General features: G+C 70.1%; 12 protein-coding genes. 1 reads left to right on the top strand and 11 read right to left on the bottom strand.

Annotated elements, in window-relative coordinates; genetic code table 11:
• Nucleotides 1-101 precede the first annotated feature (101 nt).
• From AC0IWM_RS00125 to AC0IWM_RS00115, 3 genes are all read right to left on the bottom strand, one after another.
• Nucleotides 102-530 (bottom strand): hypothetical protein, encoded by a 429-nt coding sequence (locus tag AC0IWM_RS00125; RefSeq protein ID WP_471752513.1) that lies wholly within the window; start codon nt 528-530, stop codon nt 102-104.
• A 251-nt stretch (nt 531-781) separates the two neighbouring features.
• Nucleotides 782-1,240 (bottom strand): cyclic nucleotide-binding domain-containing protein, encoded by a 459-nt coding sequence (locus tag AC0IWM_RS00120; protein ID WP_056472222.1) that lies wholly within the window; start codon nt 1,238-1,240, stop codon nt 782-784.
• 275 nt (nt 1,241-1,515) lie between these two features.
• On the bottom strand, nt 1,516-2,202 hold the full coding sequence (locus AC0IWM_RS00115; protein ID WP_056472226.1) for a response regulator transcription factor: 687 nt from the start codon (nt 2,200-2,202) through the stop codon (nt 1,516-1,518).
• A 276-nt stretch (nt 2,203-2,478) separates the two neighbouring features.
• Between AC0IWM_RS00115 and AC0IWM_RS00110 the strand changes: the two genes are divergently transcribed.
• Nucleotides 2,479-3,015 (top strand): L,D-transpeptidase family protein, encoded by a 537-nt coding sequence (locus AC0IWM_RS00110; protein WP_471752512.1) that lies wholly within the window; start codon nt 2,479-2,481, stop codon nt 3,013-3,015.
• A 348-nt stretch (nt 3,016-3,363) separates the two neighbouring features.
• Here the strand turns inward: AC0IWM_RS00110 and AC0IWM_RS00105 are convergent, their stop codons facing one another.
• The 8 genes from AC0IWM_RS00105 to AC0IWM_RS00070 form a co-directional block, all read right to left on the bottom strand.
• Nucleotides 3,364-5,610 (bottom strand): NADP-dependent malic enzyme, encoded by a 2,247-nt coding sequence (locus AC0IWM_RS00105; RefSeq protein WP_471752511.1) that lies wholly within the window; start codon nt 5,608-5,610, stop codon nt 3,364-3,366.
• A 113-nt stretch (nt 5,611-5,723) separates the two neighbouring features.
• The gene (locus AC0IWM_RS00100) at nt 5,724-6,179 is read right to left on the bottom strand and encodes a hypothetical protein (protein WP_471752510.1); all 456 of its coding nucleotides are present in this window, start codon (nt 6,177-6,179) and stop codon (nt 5,724-5,726) included.
• Nucleotides 6,180-6,311: 132 nt separating this feature from the next.
• Nucleotides 6,312-8,150: a dihydrolipoyl dehydrogenase gene (gene lpdA, locus AC0IWM_RS00095; protein ID WP_471752509.1), complete on the bottom strand. Its 1,839-nt coding sequence runs from the start codon at nt 8,148-8,150 to the stop codon at nt 6,312-6,314.
• 39 nt (nt 8,151-8,189) lie between these two features.
• Nucleotides 8,190-9,515: a dihydrolipoyllysine-residue acetyltransferase gene (aceF, locus tag AC0IWM_RS00090; protein WP_471752508.1), complete on the bottom strand. Its 1,326-nt coding sequence runs from the start codon at nt 9,513-9,515 to the stop codon at nt 8,190-8,192.
• Nucleotides 9,516-9,637: 122 nt separating this feature from the next.
• Nucleotides 9,638-12,301 carry a pyruvate dehydrogenase (acetyl-transferring), homodimeric type gene (gene aceE, locus AC0IWM_RS00085; RefSeq protein WP_471752507.1) on the bottom strand — a complete coding sequence of 888 codons (2,664 nt, stop codon included), beginning with the start codon at nt 12,299-12,301 and terminating at the stop codon, nt 9,638-9,640.
• Nucleotides 12,302-12,602: 301 nt separating this feature from the next.
• Entirely contained in the window at nt 12,603-13,100 is a 498-nt protein-coding gene (locus AC0IWM_RS00080) for a lipocalin-like domain-containing protein (protein WP_471752506.1), read from the bottom strand.
• A 266-nt stretch (nt 13,101-13,366) separates the two neighbouring features.
• Nucleotides 13,367-14,095, bottom strand: coding sequence for an amino acid ABC transporter ATP-binding protein (locus AC0IWM_RS00075; RefSeq protein WP_471753077.1), 729 nt, complete (start codon nt 14,093-14,095; stop codon nt 13,367-13,369).
• Nucleotides 14,096-14,189: 94 nt separating this feature from the next.
• A complete protein-coding gene (locus tag AC0IWM_RS00070) occupies nt 14,190-14,882 on the bottom strand; it encodes an amino acid ABC transporter permease (RefSeq protein ID WP_447677645.1) in 693 nt (230 codons plus the stop codon).
• Nucleotides 14,883-14,911: the final 29 nt, after the last annotated feature.

The following is a 14,911-nucleotide window of genomic DNA, read 5'->3' as shown; positions in this document are numbered from 1 at the left end:
GGGCAGGTTCCGGCAACGGATCGGGACGGGCCCCGTGCTTACAAAAGCCCGTCCGGCCTGTCACCTTCGCGGCGCCTCGGGACAGCGCCGGGCGGCCGGGCTCACCCCGCGGTCAGGGGCTTGGAGCTGGCATGGCCGCAGGCGTCGTAGCGGCGCTCGATGAAGAAGTAGTCCTTCATGGTGGTGTTGAAGTACTTGGCCGAGACGGAGACCTCGCGCTTGGCGGGGCGCCCCTCGGTGATGGCGCTGGGCACCCGCTCGATGGTGCAGCACTCGGTCTTGTCCCCGAGATAGTCGAGCCGGTTGGCATAGGCCCGCCCGCCGTGATCGCCGTTCTTGACGATGTCGCGGATCATGATGTCGACATAGGCCTCGTCGGGCAGGGTCGCGTTGGTCTCGTAGCAGATCAGCAGCCGGGTCGACTGCTCGTAGAGCAGGTAGCCCCCGCCGGCGATCGCCGTCGCGAAGAAGGTGACGACCGCCGCCTGGGCGGCCCATCCCTTCGGTTTCTCCTCAGCGGCTTGCGCCATCGCAGTCACACACCTTCGCGGGCCAGGCCGGCGCCGCCCGGGGGGCGCGGGACATGGCTTCGCCCGCACGCCGGACGACGCGCAGGGCCGAGCTTGCACCGAAAATCATGACAAATGGTTTCGGAAATCGGGAGGTTCGTCGCGTTCGGGAGATCGGGAGATCGGGAGATCGGGAACGGCGCAGGGCCTTCGAAGGCCCGCGGGCTCGGATCTCCCGGCCGAACGCGTCCCGCAGGCCGCGTCCCTGCTCGTCAGGGCGCGATCCGGTCGAACCGGTCGCTCAACCCGGCGAGGTCGCCCGCGAAGGTGGCGAGGTCGGCGCTGAGCTCGCCGTGGATCGCCTGGGCGGCGTCGGGAAACTCCTCCAGCACCCGGCGCATCAGGGTCGGGGTGATGCGGACCACCTCGGCGGGGCTCGCCGCGTCGGCGTCGCAGGGGCGCTCGCCGCGCTGGAACAGGGCGAGGCGCCCGATCAGGCCCGACCGCCCGACGGTGACGGGGGCCGCGCGGCCGCCCCGCGGGGTCAGCGTGAGGCTGCCCGACATCACCACGTAGCCGCCGTCTCCGCGCTCCCCCTGCGCGAACAGGCGCTCGCCCGCGGCCAGGCTGCGGCGCTCGGCGGCGAAGGAGAGCAGGCGCAGGGCATCCCGGCCCATGAAGCCGAACAGCGGGGCGGCGCTCAGAATCGCGATGTCGTCGTCGAGCCCCACCTGCCGCCCTTCCAGTGCCGCGCTGCCGGACCAGCTTAGCCGAACCGTCCGGCGCGTGAAACGGTGGGGTTTCGCGGGTCCGCGCGGGGTTTCCGATGCCGGGAACCGAGCCTTCGCCCCGCGGCGCGCCCGTGCGCGCTTCGTCCGGCACGCGACGGAGGCCGTCGACGACGATCCGATGCCGCGGACGTCGCGCGAATAGCGCGGTCGACGGATCGGTTCGCCGAAAGAGGGCGCGTCACGACGCGGGTCGCGAGACCCGGCCGGGCACGGCTCTAGGGCAGCAGCTTGTAGCCGCCGCCCTCGGTGACGAGGATCGCGGCCAGGGCCGGGTTCGGCTCGATCTTCTGGCGCAGGCGGTAGATGTGGGTCTCGAGGGTGTGGGTGGTGACCTGCGCGTTGTAGCCCCAGACCTCGGCGAGCAGGGTGTCGCGGCCGACCACCTCGCGGCCCGCCCGGTAGAGGAAGCGCAGGATCGCGGTCTCCTTCTCGGTGAGCTTCAGCTTCGAGCCGCGCTCGCCCACCAGCAGCTTGGCGCCGGGGCGGAAGGTGTAGGGGCCGATCTGGAACACGGCGTCCTCGCTGGCCTCGTGGCTGCGCAGGTGAGCGCGGATGCGCGCCAGCAGGACGGCGAACTTGAACGGCTTGGTGACGTAGTCGTTGGCGCCGGCCTCCAGGCCCTCGACCGTGTCGTCCTCGGAATCCTGCGCCGTCAGCATGATGACCGGTCCGCGATAGCCGCTGCGGCGCATGGCACGCACGGCCTCGCGCCCGTCCATGTCGGGCAGGCCGACATCCATCACGGCGAGGTCGATCCGGTCCTCGGTGACGCGCGTGATGGCGCTCTGCCCGTCGAGGGCCGTCAGGACGGTGAATTCATCGTACAGATCGAGCTGCTCCATCAGCGTCTCGCGCAGCGAGGCGTCGTCGTCGCAGATCAGCAGGCGATGGGTATTCGGCATCGACCGAAGGACTTTCAGGCAGTTTGCAGGACGTGCCGGTGGTCCCGGAGGACCATCGGCGGGCGGTGGCGAACAGGATCAACGGTTGCAGCGACTTCCGACGGCACCATTATCTTGCCGTATGTAAATCGCATCGCGCACATTAAACCAAGAATTCCGGCCGCGCACAATACGGTTGTGCGCAGCCTAACCCCCGCGAAACGGCCGAGACCTGCGAAAAGTTTCAGGTCGACCAGCGGATTGGCAGCTTTGCGCGGCCGGGCGATAAGCGCCCTCATGAAGCGGACCACCCTTCCCCGCCTGCGCGTGCGCGCGCTCGTGACCGACCGGACCCGCGGCCAGCTCCTCGCCGGAACGGCCATCCTCCCCTGCGCCCTCGGGCGGAGCGGGATCACGCAGGTCAAGCGCGAGGGGGACGGCGCCTCGCCGCGCGGCACGTTCCGCCTGCGCGGCGGGGTCTACCGGCCGGACCATTTCGCGAGCCGGCCGGCGAGCCCCCTCCCCTTGCGGGCGAGCGCCCCCGGCGACGGCTGGTGCGACGACGCCCGGGACCGGCGCTACAACCGGCCGATCCGCCTGCCCGCCCCGGGGGTCGGGCACGAGCGGATGTGGCGGGAGGACGGGCTCTACGACCTCGTGGTCGACCTCGACTACAATCGCGGCCCGATCCGGCCCGGCCGCGGCTCGGCGATCTTCCTGCACGTGGCGCGGGGCGGCTTCCTGCCGACGGAGGGCTGCGTCGCCCTGCGCCGCGCCGACCTCGTCCGCCTGCTGCGCCGGGTCGGCCCGGGCACCCGGATGCGGATCGGCTGAATCGCCTCAGGCCGCCCGGGCGCGCAGGGCGGCGAGGCGTGCTCCGCTCGACCATCCGGTGGCGGACCGGTGTTGAGTTGCCGGCTCAGTACTTGGAATAGCCGGCTTCGCAATCTTGGCTCTGCGCGGCGCCCGCATCCGATGAAATCTCGCGCGGCACCGCGTCGTCCCGGGGCCGCGCAGCGGAGCCCGGGCTCCGGACAGGCAAGGGGCGCAGGATCTGGGCCTGCCGCAGCGCCCCGGAACGACGACGCGGCGCGATCGGCGAGCGCCCCACCCGACGGGATGGAGCGCCCGCACACTGGACCGGCGCGAGGGGGAGAGGCGAAGGCCCCTCCCCTCCTTCCCTCAGGCCGACGCCTCGGCCGAGGCCGCCGTCAGGGCCGTCATGTTGACGATGCCGCGTACGGTGGCGGTGGGGGTGAGGATGTGCACGGGCCTGGCCGCGCCGAGCAGGATCGGGCCGATGGAGACGCTCTGGCCGGCCACCACCTTGAGGGCGTTGAAGGTGATGTTGGCCGCCTCCAGGTTCGGCATGACCAGGAGGTTGGCCTCGGCGGTGAGGGCCGAGTCCGGTCGCAGGCGGCCGAGGATCGTCGGGCTCAGCGCCGTGTCGGCCGACATCTCGCCGTCGATCGCGAGATCCGGCGCCTGGGCGCGGATGAGGCGCAGGGCCTCCTGCATCTTGCGCGACACCGGATCGTCGACGCTGCCGAAATTCGCCGACGAGACCAGGGCGACGCGGGGCGTCTGGCCGAAGCGGCGCATCTCCTCGGCGGCCAGCACCGTCATCCCGGCGATCTCCGCGGCGCTCGGGTCGCGGTGGATGTAGGGGTCGCAGATGAACAGCGTGTGCCGGGGCAGCTGCAGCAGGCCCATGGCGGCGAGGCCCGGGACGCCGGGCTTCAGGCCGATCGCCCCGGTCACCTCGGCGAGGTGGGCCGGGTAGGTGCCGGTGGTGCCGCAGAGCATGCCGTCGACCTCGCCGGCGGCGAGGAGCCGGGCGGCCCGCACCGTGGCGCCGGTCTCCGGCCCGGTCTCGGCGACGTGGACGTCCGTGCCGATGCGCAGGCGCAGGCCGAGGCTGGCGATCCGGCTCGCGATGGTCTCGGCGCGGCCGACCAGGACCGGCGTGGCGAGGCGCTCGTCGACCACCACCTGGGCGGCGCGCAGCACGCGGTCCTCCTCGCCCTCCGCATAGGCGATCCGCTTGGCGCCGGCCTCCGAGGCGGCGGCGAAGACGGGCTGCATCACCGTGCCGGAGGTGTAGACGAGGCGCTCCAGGGAGCGGCGGTAGGACTCGATGTCCTTGAACGGCCGGGCGGCGACGCCGCTGTCGATGGCGGCCTGGGCCACCGCCGGCGCGACGGTGGTGATCAGGCGCGGGTCGAAGGGGCGCGGGATGAGGTAGTCGGGGCCGAAGCGCAGGTCGTGGGCGCCGTAGGCGGCGGCCACCACGTCGGATTGCTCGGCATGGACGAGGTCGGCGATGGCGCGCACGGCGGCGAGCTTCATCGCCTCGTTGATCTCGGTGGCGCCGACGTCGAGGGCGCCCCGGAAGATGAAGGGGAAGCACAGGACGTTGTTGACCTGGTTCGGGTAGTCCGAGCGGCCGGTGGCGATGAGGCAGTCCGGCCGGACCTGCTTGGCGAGGGCGGGCAGGATCTCCGGGTCGGGGTTGGCGAGCGCCAGGATGATCGGCTTGTCGGCCATGCCGGCGACCATCTCGGGCTTGAGCACGCCGCCCTGGGAGACGCCGAGGAAGATGTCGGCGCCCTTGACGGCGTCACCGAGGGTGCGCGCCGCGGTGTCCCGGGCATAGGCCCGCTTCTGCTCGTCGAGGGAGGCCATCCGGTCGGTGGAGACCACGCCGCGGGAATCGCAGACCAGGATGTTCTCGCGCTTCAGGCCGAGGCCCACCAGGATGTTGAGGCAGGCGATGGCGGCCGCCCCCGCGCCCGAGCAGACCAGGGTGGCGGATTCGATCGGCTTGCCCACCACCTGGAGCGCGTTGATCAGGGCGGCGGCGGCGACGATGGCGGTGCCGTGCTGGTCGTCGTGGAAGACCGGGATCTTCATGCGCTCGCGCAGCTTCGTCTCGATCACGAAGCACTCGGGGGCCTTGATGTCCTCGAGGTTGATGCCGCCGAAGGTCGGCTCCAGGCGGGCGACGGTCTCGATGAACTTCTCCGGGTCGGTCTCGTCGACCTCGATGTCGAACACGTCGATGCCGGCGAACTTCTTGAACAGGCAGCCCTTGCCCTCCATCACGGGCTTGCCGGCCAGCGCGCCGATGTTGCCGAGGCCGAGCACCGCCGTGCCGTTGGTGATGACGGCCACGAGGTTGCCGCGCGAGGTCAGGCTGTAGGCTTCCTCCGGATCGTGGTGGATGGCCATGCAGGCGGCGGCGACGCCGGGGGAATAGGCGAGCGCGAGGTCGCGCTGGGTGCTCATGTCCTTGGTCGGCTGCACCGAAATCTTCCCCGGCGTGGGGAAGCGGTGATAGTCGAGGGCGGCCCGGGTCAGGGCGGCCTCGGTGCCGGCATCGGCATTCGCGGCGGCGCCCGCGGTGCGCAGGTCGGTGTCTTTGCTCATGGTGCGATCCTTCGGTTTCGGGTGACAGGCGCCGTCCGCCCCGCCGAGGGCGGGGTCGGTGGCATCCGGATGGCGAGGGTGGAGACGGTGGAGACGTCCTGCGCGTCGGCGGATCAGGACGGACCGGGATCCGCCGGCGATTCCGGCTCGGGTGGCTCGGGCTCGGGCTCGGGCGGTCCCGCCGCCGGCGGGGCCGGATCGGGTCCGCCCGCGGCCGCCCGGCGCCCCTCGGCGAGGAGGTCGAGGACCTGCGCCCGGGCCAGGTCCCAGTCGCGCCGGGCCCAGCTCATCTGGCGGTGCAGGTAATCCTGCTGGAGCCGCAGCATCGCCGGCAGGCTGCGCGCCGACATCAGCCCGTGCACCAGGGTGAGGTTGGCGGCGATCTGCCGGTGGATGTTGCGGGCCATCAGCCGGCCCGCGGCCTGCAGGTCGGCGTCGACGTCGGCGCGCGCCGCGCGGCGCATCGTGGCGAGACGGTCGAGGGTGCTCTCGACGGCCTCCGTGACGGCATCGCGGGCGGCCTCGGCGCGCCGGAGGGCCGGGTCGGATGCGGGCTCGTTCGATGACATCAGCGCGTCTCCCGAAGCCGGAGCCGGAATGGGCTCCGCGAGGACCGCACCGGCCTCGGCGCGGTCCTGTCTTCCCGATGCGGCCCGCGATCCGCGGGGGTCGGCCTCGAAGACCGGTCTCCAGTGACCGGCCTAGTGACCGGCTTTCTTCGGACCGTCCTTCCGGGGCATGTAGAGGTCGGTGATGGTGCCCTCGAAGGCTTCGGCCGCCAGTCCGATCGTCTCCGACAGGGTCGGGTGCGGGTGGATGGTCAGGCCGATATCCTCGGCATCCGCCCCCATCTCGATGGCGAGCGCGGCCTCCGCGATGAGGTCGCCGGCCGAGGGGCCGACGATGCCGCAGCCGAGGATGCGGTCGGTCTCGGGGTCGAACAGGACCTTGGTCAGGCCCTCCTCGCGCCCCAGCGCCAGGGAGCGCCCGGAGGCCGCCCAGGGGAACACGCCCTTGCCGACCTTGATGCCCTTCCCCTTGGCCTCGTTCTCCGTCAGGCCGACCCAGGCCACCTCCGGGTCGGTATAGGCGACCGAGGGGATGACCTTGGCGTCGAAGGCGCTGGCCTTGCCGGCGGCCACCTCGGCCGCGACCTTGCCCTCGTGCGTCGCCTTGTGGGCCAGCATCGGCTGGCCGACCACGTCGCCGATGGCGAAGATGTGGGGCACGTTGGTGCGCATCTGCTTGTCGACCGCGATGAAGCCGCGCTCGTCCACGGCGACCCCGGCCGCCTCCGCGCCGATGCGCTTGCCGTTCGGGCGCCGCCCCACCGAGACCAGCACCTTGTCGAAGGTGTCGCTGGCCGGCGCGGTGCCGCCCTCGAACGAGACCTTCAGCCCCTCCGGCGTCGCCTCCACGGCGGTGACCTTGGCCTTGAGGTGGATCGCCTCGTACTGCTTCTGGATCCGCTTCATCAGCGGCGTGACCATGTCCTTGTCGGCGCCGGGGATGATCTGGTCCATCAGCTCGACGATGGTCACCTTCGATCCGAGGGCGTGGTAGACGGTGGCCATCTCCAGCCCGATGATGCCGCCGCCGATCACGAGGAGGCGGGCCGGCACGCCGTCGAGTTCCAGCGCCCCGGTCGAGTCGAGGACCCGCGGGTCGTCGTGCGGGATGAAGGGCATCTGCACCGGCTCGGAGCCGGCCGCGATGATGGCGTGGTCGAAGCCGATCACGCGGGTCTTGCCCTCGTGCTCGACCGCGACCTGGTTCGGGCTGACGAAGCGGGCCTCGCCCGTCACCACCGTGACCTTGCGCTGCTTGGCCAGCCCGTTGAGGCCACCGGTCAGGCGCTTGACCACCCCGTCCTTCCAGTCGCGCAAGCGGTCGATGTCGATCTGCGGCGCGGTGAAGCTGATGCCGTGCGCCGCCATGGCGTGGCTCTCGTCGATGACCTTGGCGGCGTGCAGCAGGGCTTTGGACGGGATGCAGCCGACGTTGAGGCAGACGCCGCCCAGATTCGGCCAGCGCTCGACCAGCACCACCGACTGCCCGAGATCGGCCGCCCGGAAGGCGGCGGTGTAGCCGCCGGGGCCGGCGCCGATGACGAGGACCTGGGACCGCATCTCCTCGCCGGAGACGGGGGCCGCCCCCTTCGGGGCGGGCGCGGGCGCCGCCCCGCCGGTGGCGGTGGCCGAGGAGCCGTAGCCGGCCTGGCCCTCGCCCGGGGCGTGGGCGGGCGCACCGGCCCCCGCCCTGGTGGTGTCGGTGACGGCGGGCTTCGGCGCGCCGGCGCCGGCGGCCTCGGCCATCACCAGGATCAGGTCGCCCTGGCTCACCGCGTCGCCCGGCTTGATCCGCACCTCGGCCACCGTGCCGGCCACCGGGGACGGGATGTCCATGGTGGCCTTGTCGGATTCCAGCACGATGATCACGTCGTCGACCGAGATCACGTCGCCGGGGCTGACGCTGACCTCGATCACGGGCACGTTCTTGAAGTCGCCGATATCCGGCAGGTGGACGTCGTTGCTGCTCATCGCTTCACCTCACTCGTTTGTCCGCGCAACCGGGCCCCGTCAGACGACGAGGCGCCGGACGTCCTCCAGGACGTGGGCGAGGTGGCGGGCGAAGCGCGCGGCGAGCGCTCCATCGATGACGCGGTGGTCGTAGGAGAGGGAGAGCGGCACGATCAGGCGCGGCTTGAACTCGGTGCCGTTCCAGACCGGGCTCATCTTCGAGCGGGCGACGCCCAGGATCGCGACTTCCGGCGCGTTGACCAGCGGCGTGAAGGAGGTGCCGCCGATGCCGCCGAGGCTGGAGATCGAGAAGGTGGCGCCCTGCATGTCGGCCGCCCCGAGCTTGCCGTCGCGGGCTTTCGCCGAGATCGCCCCGAGGTCGCGGCTGATCTCGATGATGCCCTTGCGGTCGGCATCCTTGATCACCGGCACCACGAGGCCGTCCGGCGTGTCGACCGCCACGCCGATGTTGTAGTAGCGCTTGAGGATCAGCGCGTCCTTCTCGGGCGAGAGCGAGGCGTTGAACTCGGGGTGCTTGCGCAGGGCCGAGACCGCGGCCTTGATCAGGAAGGCCAGCAGGGTGACGCGGTAGCCCTTGTCCTTGAGCTCCTTGCCCTGGTTGTCGAGCTCCTTGCGATAGGCGTCGGTCTCGGTGATGTCCGACTCGTCCTGGTGGGTGACCAGGGGCACGTTGAGCCAGGACCGGTGCAGGTGCGCGCCGGAGATCTTCTTGATCCGCGAGAGGGGCTGGGTCTCGATCGGGCCGAACTTCGAGAAGTCGACGGCCGGGATCTCCGGGATGCCCATGCCGCCGCCCGAGAAGGCGGCCGTGCCGGAGGCGGCGGCGGCGGGGGCCGCCGAGCGGGTGAGGTGACCCTTCACGTCCTCCTTGGTGATCCGGCCCTTCTCGCCGGTGCCCTTCACCGCCGTCAGGTCGAGGCCGAGCTCGCGGGCGAGGCGCCGCACGCCGGGGCTGGCATGGACCTGGGAGAAGTCGGGGAGGTTGCCGGCGGGCGCGGCCGACGGAGCGGGCGCAGGTGCGGCCGGGGCGGCGCTCGGGGCCGGCTCCTGCTTGGCCAGCAGCGCGGCGCTGTCGGCGCCGGCGGGCGCGTCGGCGGCCTTCTCGGCAGCCTTGGCGCCACCCTGGGACGCCTCGCCCTTGAACACGAGCAGCGGCGAGCCCTCGCTCACCTTGTCGCCGAGCTTGACCAGGATCTTCTCGACCACGCCGGCGCTCGGCGAGGGCACGTCCATGGTCGCCTTGTCGGATTCCAGCGAGACCAGCGGGTCGTCGGGCCCGATCGTGTCGCCCTCCTTCACGTGGATCTCGATGATCGGGATGTCCTTGAAGTCGCCGATGTCCGGAATCTGGATCTCGATGCCCACTGCGCGTTCTCCCTGGCTGAGTCGGAGCCTCTCGCGGGCTCCCTCGTCCGGTGGTGTGTTCGGTGAAAGGTCGGGAAGTCTGGTGCGCCGGCCGCCGCGGAGGCGGCCGGCGCCGGGTCGGATCAGACGGTCCAGGGTGCCGGCCGGTCCGTGTCGATGCCGTACTTGGCGAGGGCGTCGGCCACGGTCTGGGCCGGGATCACGCCGTCCTCCGCGAGGCTGTGCAGGGCCGCCACCACGACCCAGTGCCGGTTGACCTCGAAGAAGTCGCGCAGGCGGACCCGGTAGTCGGACCGGCCGAAGCCGTCGGTGCCGAGCACCCGGTAGCGGCCGGGCACCCAGGTGCGGATCTGGTCGGCGAACAGGCGCATGTAGTCCGTCGAGGCGATCACCGGGCCGGTGCGTCCGGTCAGGCAGGTCTCGACGTGGGAGAGGCGCTTGCCCTCCAGCGGATGCAGCAGGTTCCAGCGCTCCGCCGCCATGGCGTCGCGGCGCAGCTCCGTGAAGCTCGGGCAGCTCCAGATGTCGGCGCTGATCCCGAAATCCTGCTCCAGCAGGTCGGCGGCGGCGATGACCTCGCGCAGGATGGTGCCCGAGCCCAGCAGCTGCACCCGGTGGCCCTCCTTGGCCTCCTTCGCACCCTCCTTGAACAGGTACATGCCCTTGATGATGCCGGCCTCCGCGCCCTCCGGCATGCCCGGGTGCTCGTAGTTCTCGTTCATCACGGTGATGTAGTAGAACACGTCCTCCTGCTCGGCATACATCCGGCGCAGGCCGTCCTGCACGATCACCGCCACTTCGTACGAGAAGGTCGGGTCGTAGGAGACGCAGTTCGGGATGGTCGAGGACATGAGGTGGCTGTGGCCATCCTCGTGCTGCAGGCCCTCGCCGTTCAGGGTCGTGCGCCCGGCGGTGCCGCCGATCATGAAGCCGCGCGCCCGCATGTCGCCCGCCGCCCAGGCCAGATCGCCGATCCGCTGGAAGCCGAACATCGAGTAGTAGACGTAGAACGGGATCGTCGGCGCGTCGGAATGCGAGTAGGAGGTCGCGGCCGCGATCCAGGACGACATCGCGCCCGGCTCGTTGATGCCCTCTTGGAGCATCTGACCGTTCTTGTCCTCCTTGTAGTACATTAGCTGGTTGGCATCCTCCGGCCGGTAGAGCTGGCCGACCTGGGAGAAGATGCCGAACTGGCGGAACATGCCCTCCATGCCGAAGGTGCGGCTCTCGTCGGGCACGATCGGCACGATGCGGTTGCCGATGTTCTTGTCGCGCAGCAGCGTGTTGAGGATGCGCACGAAGGCCATGGTGGTGGAGATCTCGCGGCCGGCGGTCTCCTTGAGCTGGGCCGAGAAGGCCGAGAGCGGCGGGATCTCCAGGGCCTGCGACTTGCGGCGCCGGGCCGGGAGCGGACCGCCGAGCGCTTCCCGCCGCGCCATCAGGTAGCGGTGCTCGGGGCTGCCCTCGGGGAACTTGATGAAGGGGATCTCCTTCAGCTGGTCGTCGGTCAGGTCGATCTGGAAGCGGTCGCGGAACTGCTTGAGGACCGCCTCGCCCATCTTCTTCTGCTGGTGGGTGATGTTCTGGCCCTCGCCGGACTCGCCCATGCCGTAGCCCTTGACGGTCTTGGCGAGGATGAGGGTCGGCTGGCCCTTGTGCTTGGAGGCGGCGCTGTAGGCGGCGAAGACCTTGCGCGGATCGTGGCCGCCGCGCGTCAGGCGCCAGATGTCGTCGTCGCTCCAGTCGGCCACCAGGGACGCCGTCTCCGGGTACTTGCCGAAGAAGTGTTCGCGCACGTAGGCGCCGCTCTTCGACTTGAAGTCCTGGTACTCGCCGTCGACGCACTCCTCCATCAGGCGCGCCAGCATGCCGGTGGTGTCCTTCTGGATCAGGGCGTCCCAGCCCGAACCCCACAGCACCTTGATGACGTTCCAGCCGGCCCCCCGGAAATCGGCCTCGAGCTCCTGGACGATCTTGCCGTTGCCGCGCACCGGCCCGTCGAGCCGCTGCAGGTTGCAGTTGATGACGAAGACGAGGTTGTCGAGTTTTTCACGCGCGGCGAGCGCGATGGCGCCGAGGCTTTCCGGCTCGTCCATCTCGCCGTCGCCCATGAAGGCCCAGACCTTGCGGCCGTCCGTCTGCGCGAGGTTGCGGTGGTGGAGGTAGCGCAGGAAGCGGGCCTGGTAGATCGCCATCAGGGGCCCGAGGCCCATGGAGACGGTGGGGAACTGCCAGAAATCCGGCATCAGCCAGGGATGCGGATAGGACGACAGGCCCTTGCCGCCGACTTCCTGGCGGAAGCCGAGGAGCTGCTCCTCGGTCAGGCGCCCCTCGAGGAAGGCGCGGGCATAGACGCCCGGGGAGGAGTGACCCTGCACGTAGATGAGGTCGCCGCCGTGGTTGGCGTCGGCGCCGCGCCAGAAATGCATGAAGCCGGTGTCGTAGAGGGTGGCGGCCGACTGGAAGCTGGCGATGTGGCCGCCGAGCTCGGACGAATCCTTGTTCGCCCGCAGGATGATCGCGATGGCGTTCCAGCGGATGGCCGAGCGGATGCGGTGCTCGATCGCCCGGTCGCCGGGATGCGGATCCTGCTTCTCGGGCAGGATCGTGTTCAGGTAGGCCGTATTGGCCGAGTACGGGACCGGGGCACCCTTCTTGCGGGCGCCGTCGATGACCTGCTCGATCAGGTAATGGGCCCGTTCCGGCCCGTCGACGTCGAGAACGCCGTCCAGCGAATCAAGCCATTCCTGAGTCTCGACCGGGTCGAGGTCGCGGCTACGCTCCATGGGCATCCTCCTGGGATTATTTTGCGGCTCTCACGGGCCGCTCTTTGACTCGCCACCCTTGAGCAGCGTTCGTGCCAACGCCAACCAAGCGCTTTTTGTCTTATGTGGCAATGGCTTCGGCAGAGCGGAAAGTTTTTGGTCTGCGAAGTTTGTTACGGGTTTCAATTTTTTTGTCCGACTTTCCGGACGCGGCCGGCCGGCTTTGGCAGTCTAGGCCCGGTGGGGAGCGCCCGGGAAGCGGCGCCCGGAGCCTCGGCTCGGGCGCCGCCCCGGGGCCTCGGGCTCCGGGCGAGGGCGTCCCTCAGTCCCGGGCGCGCTCGAAGGTGACGATGCTGCGGGTCTCGCCCTGGTCGGCCCAGTTCGGCATCACCCGCCAGGGGGTGAGCACGCGCAGGCGGTCGCCCGCGATGGTGAAGCTGCGGGTCTGCTCGGTCCCGACCCATTTCGGGTCCCAGGCCGCGTCGAGCTTCGTGGTCCACTGGTCGCCCGTCAGCGTGACCTTGCCGGTGTAGGAGACGAGGGTCTTCATCAGGGCCGCGCGCTCGGCATCGGTCTCGGCGGGCTTGCGGTCCTCCCCGGTGAGCAGGAAGAACACGCGGTCGTCCGGCGTGAAGTAGGCGAAACCGGTGGGGCGCTCGCCCATGACCGGCCGTGTCCGGCCGTCGGCCCGGGCCTCGACCTCGTAGGAGACCAGCTTCCAGAGCCCTTTCAGGGAGGCCGGTGTCTCGGCCCGGGCCGGGCCGGACAGCAGGCCGGCCGCGGCGAGCGCGGCCAGGGTGGTCGTCGTGTGTGTCCGCATGGTTCGTGTCTCTCCCTGAAGGTGCGTGCCCGCCCCGCCCCGTTGCCCGGGGTCGCGAAGGCCGCCCGCCGGTCGATTCCGGCCCTTCCGGCCCTTCCGGCATAGACCGTTTCGCGCCTCGGGGGAGTCGGACCGTGGCGAAGAACCGGGAGTTGCAACGACAGAGAGCCGGTTCCGTCTCACCGGAACCGGCTCTCGCGGCCGTTCGCCTCGATGCGGCGGGATCCGTGCGGACGGATCCCGGAACGCGGATCAGTGCACGAGAATCAGTGCACGAGAATCTTGGAGAGGAAGTTCTGCGCCCGCTCGGAGCGGGCATTGGCGAAGAAGTCCTCCTTGGTGGCGTCCTCGACGATCTCGCCCTTGTCCATGAAGATCACCCGGTTGGCGACCTTGCGGGCGAAGCCCATCTCGTGGGTCACGCACATCATGGTCATGCCCTCGCGGGCGAGCTGCACCATGACGTCGAGCACCTCGCCCACCATCTCGGGGTCGAGGGCCGAGGTCGGCTCGTCGAACAGCATCACCACCGGGTTCATGGCGAGCGCCCGGGCGATGGCCACGCGCTGCTGCTGGCCGCCGGAGAGCTGGCCGGGGAACTTCTTGGCATGGGCCGAGAGGCCGACCCGGTCGAGGAGGGCGAGCCCGGTCTTGAGAGCGGAATCCTCGTCGCGCTTGAGCACCTTCCTCTGAGCCAGGGTCAGGTTCTCGGTGATGGAGAGGTGCGGAAACAGCTCGAAGTGCTGGAACACCATGCCGACCCGGGCGCGCAGCTTCGGCAGGTCGGTCTTCTTGCTGTGGACCGGCGTGCCGTCGACGACGATCTCGCCCTTCTGGAAGGGCTCGAGGGCGTTGACGCACTTGATCAGGGTCGACTTGCCGGAGCCCGAGGGGCCGCACACCACCACGACCTCGCCCTTGTTCACGGCGGTGGTGCAGTCGGTGAGGACCTGGAAGTCCCCGTACCATTTGCTGACGGACTTCATGGTGATCATCGGGCCCGTGGTCACGGGGGCCTGGGCGGTGTTGAGCGACGTGGTCATGGCGGAAATCCTCGTCTGGGATGCGGCGACGCCTCGGCAGGGAGCGTCAGCGGATGATGGCGATCTTCTTCTGGAGGTGGCGCACCGCCATGGAGGCCACGAAGCAGACCGCGAAGTAGACCACGGCCGCGAACAGGTACATTTCCACGAGGCGGCCGTCGCGCTGGGCGATCTTCGAGGCCGCGCCGAGGAAGTCGGTGACCGAAAGGACGTAGACCAGCGAGGTGTCCTGGAACAGGACGATGGTCTGGGTCAGCAGGATCGGCGTCATGTTGCGGAAGACCTGGGGCAGGATCACGCTGCGCATCGAGGCGAAGTAGGTCAGGCCGAGGGCCGAGGCCGCCGCCGCCTGGCCCTTGGGGATCGACTGGATGCCCGCGCGCATGATCTCGGAGAAGTAGGCCGCCTCGAACAGCGTGAAGGTCACCAGCGACGAGGTGAAGGCGCCCACCGTCATCGGCCGGTCGGCCCCGGTCACCCACTGCCCGAGATACGGCACCAGGAAGTAGAACCAGAAGATCACCAGCACGAGCGGCAGCGACCGCATCAGGTTGACGTAGCCCTTGGCCACCTGCGGAATCACCGGAATGCTGGAGAGCCGCATCATGGCGATGAGCGTGCCGAGCACGATGCCACCGAGGGCGGCGAGCGCCGTGAGCGTCAGGGTGAAGCGCATGCCGTCCAGGAACAGGTACGGCAGCGCGGAGGTGATGACGGAGAAGTCGAAATTCGCGAGCATCGCGGCAATCCTTGAGGAGGAGCAATCCT

Source organism: Methylobacterium sp. AC433, from assembly GCF_979253015.1.
This window is presented reverse-complemented; position numbering and strand designations above follow the sequence as displayed.

What these genes read in the sequence shown, in the direction of transcription:
- AC0IWM_RS00125 (WP_471752513.1), bottom strand. Translation starts at nt 530, where the DNA reads ATGGCGCAAGCCGCTGAGGAGAAACCGAAGGGATGGGCCGCCCAGGCG.
- AC0IWM_RS00115 (WP_056472226.1), bottom strand. Translation starts at nt 2,202, where the DNA reads ATGCCGAATACCCATCGCCTGCTGATCTGCGACGACGACGCCTCGCTG.
- AC0IWM_RS00110 (WP_471752512.1), top strand. Translation starts at nt 2,479, where the DNA reads ATGAAGCGGACCACCCTTCCCCGCCTGCGCGTGCGCGCGCTCGTGACC.
- AC0IWM_RS00105 (WP_471752511.1), bottom strand. Translation starts at nt 5,610, where the DNA reads ATGAGCAAAGACACCGACCTGCGCACCGCGGGCGCCGCCGCGAATGCC.
- AC0IWM_RS00100 (WP_471752510.1), bottom strand. Translation starts at nt 6,179, where the DNA reads ATGTCATCGAACGAGCCCGCATCCGACCCGGCCCTCCGGCGCGCCGAG.
- lpdA (WP_471752509.1), bottom strand. Translation starts at nt 8,150, where the DNA reads ATGAGCAGCAACGACGTCCACCTGCCGGATATCGGCGACTTCAAGAAC.
- aceE (WP_471752507.1), bottom strand. Translation starts at nt 12,301, where the DNA reads ATGGAGCGTAGCCGCGACCTCGACCCGGTCGAGACTCAGGAATGGCTT.
- AC0IWM_RS00080 (WP_471752506.1), bottom strand. Translation starts at nt 13,100, where the DNA reads ATGCGGACACACACGACGACCACCCTGGCCGCGCTCGCCGCGGCCGGC.
- AC0IWM_RS00075 (WP_471753077.1), bottom strand. Translation starts at nt 14,095, where the DNA reads ATGATCACCATGAAGTCCGTCAGCAAATGGTACGGGGACTTCCAGGTC.
- AC0IWM_RS00070 (WP_447677645.1), bottom strand. Translation starts at nt 14,882, where the DNA reads ATGCTCGCGAATTTCGACTTCTCCGTCATCACCTCCGCGCTGCCGTAC.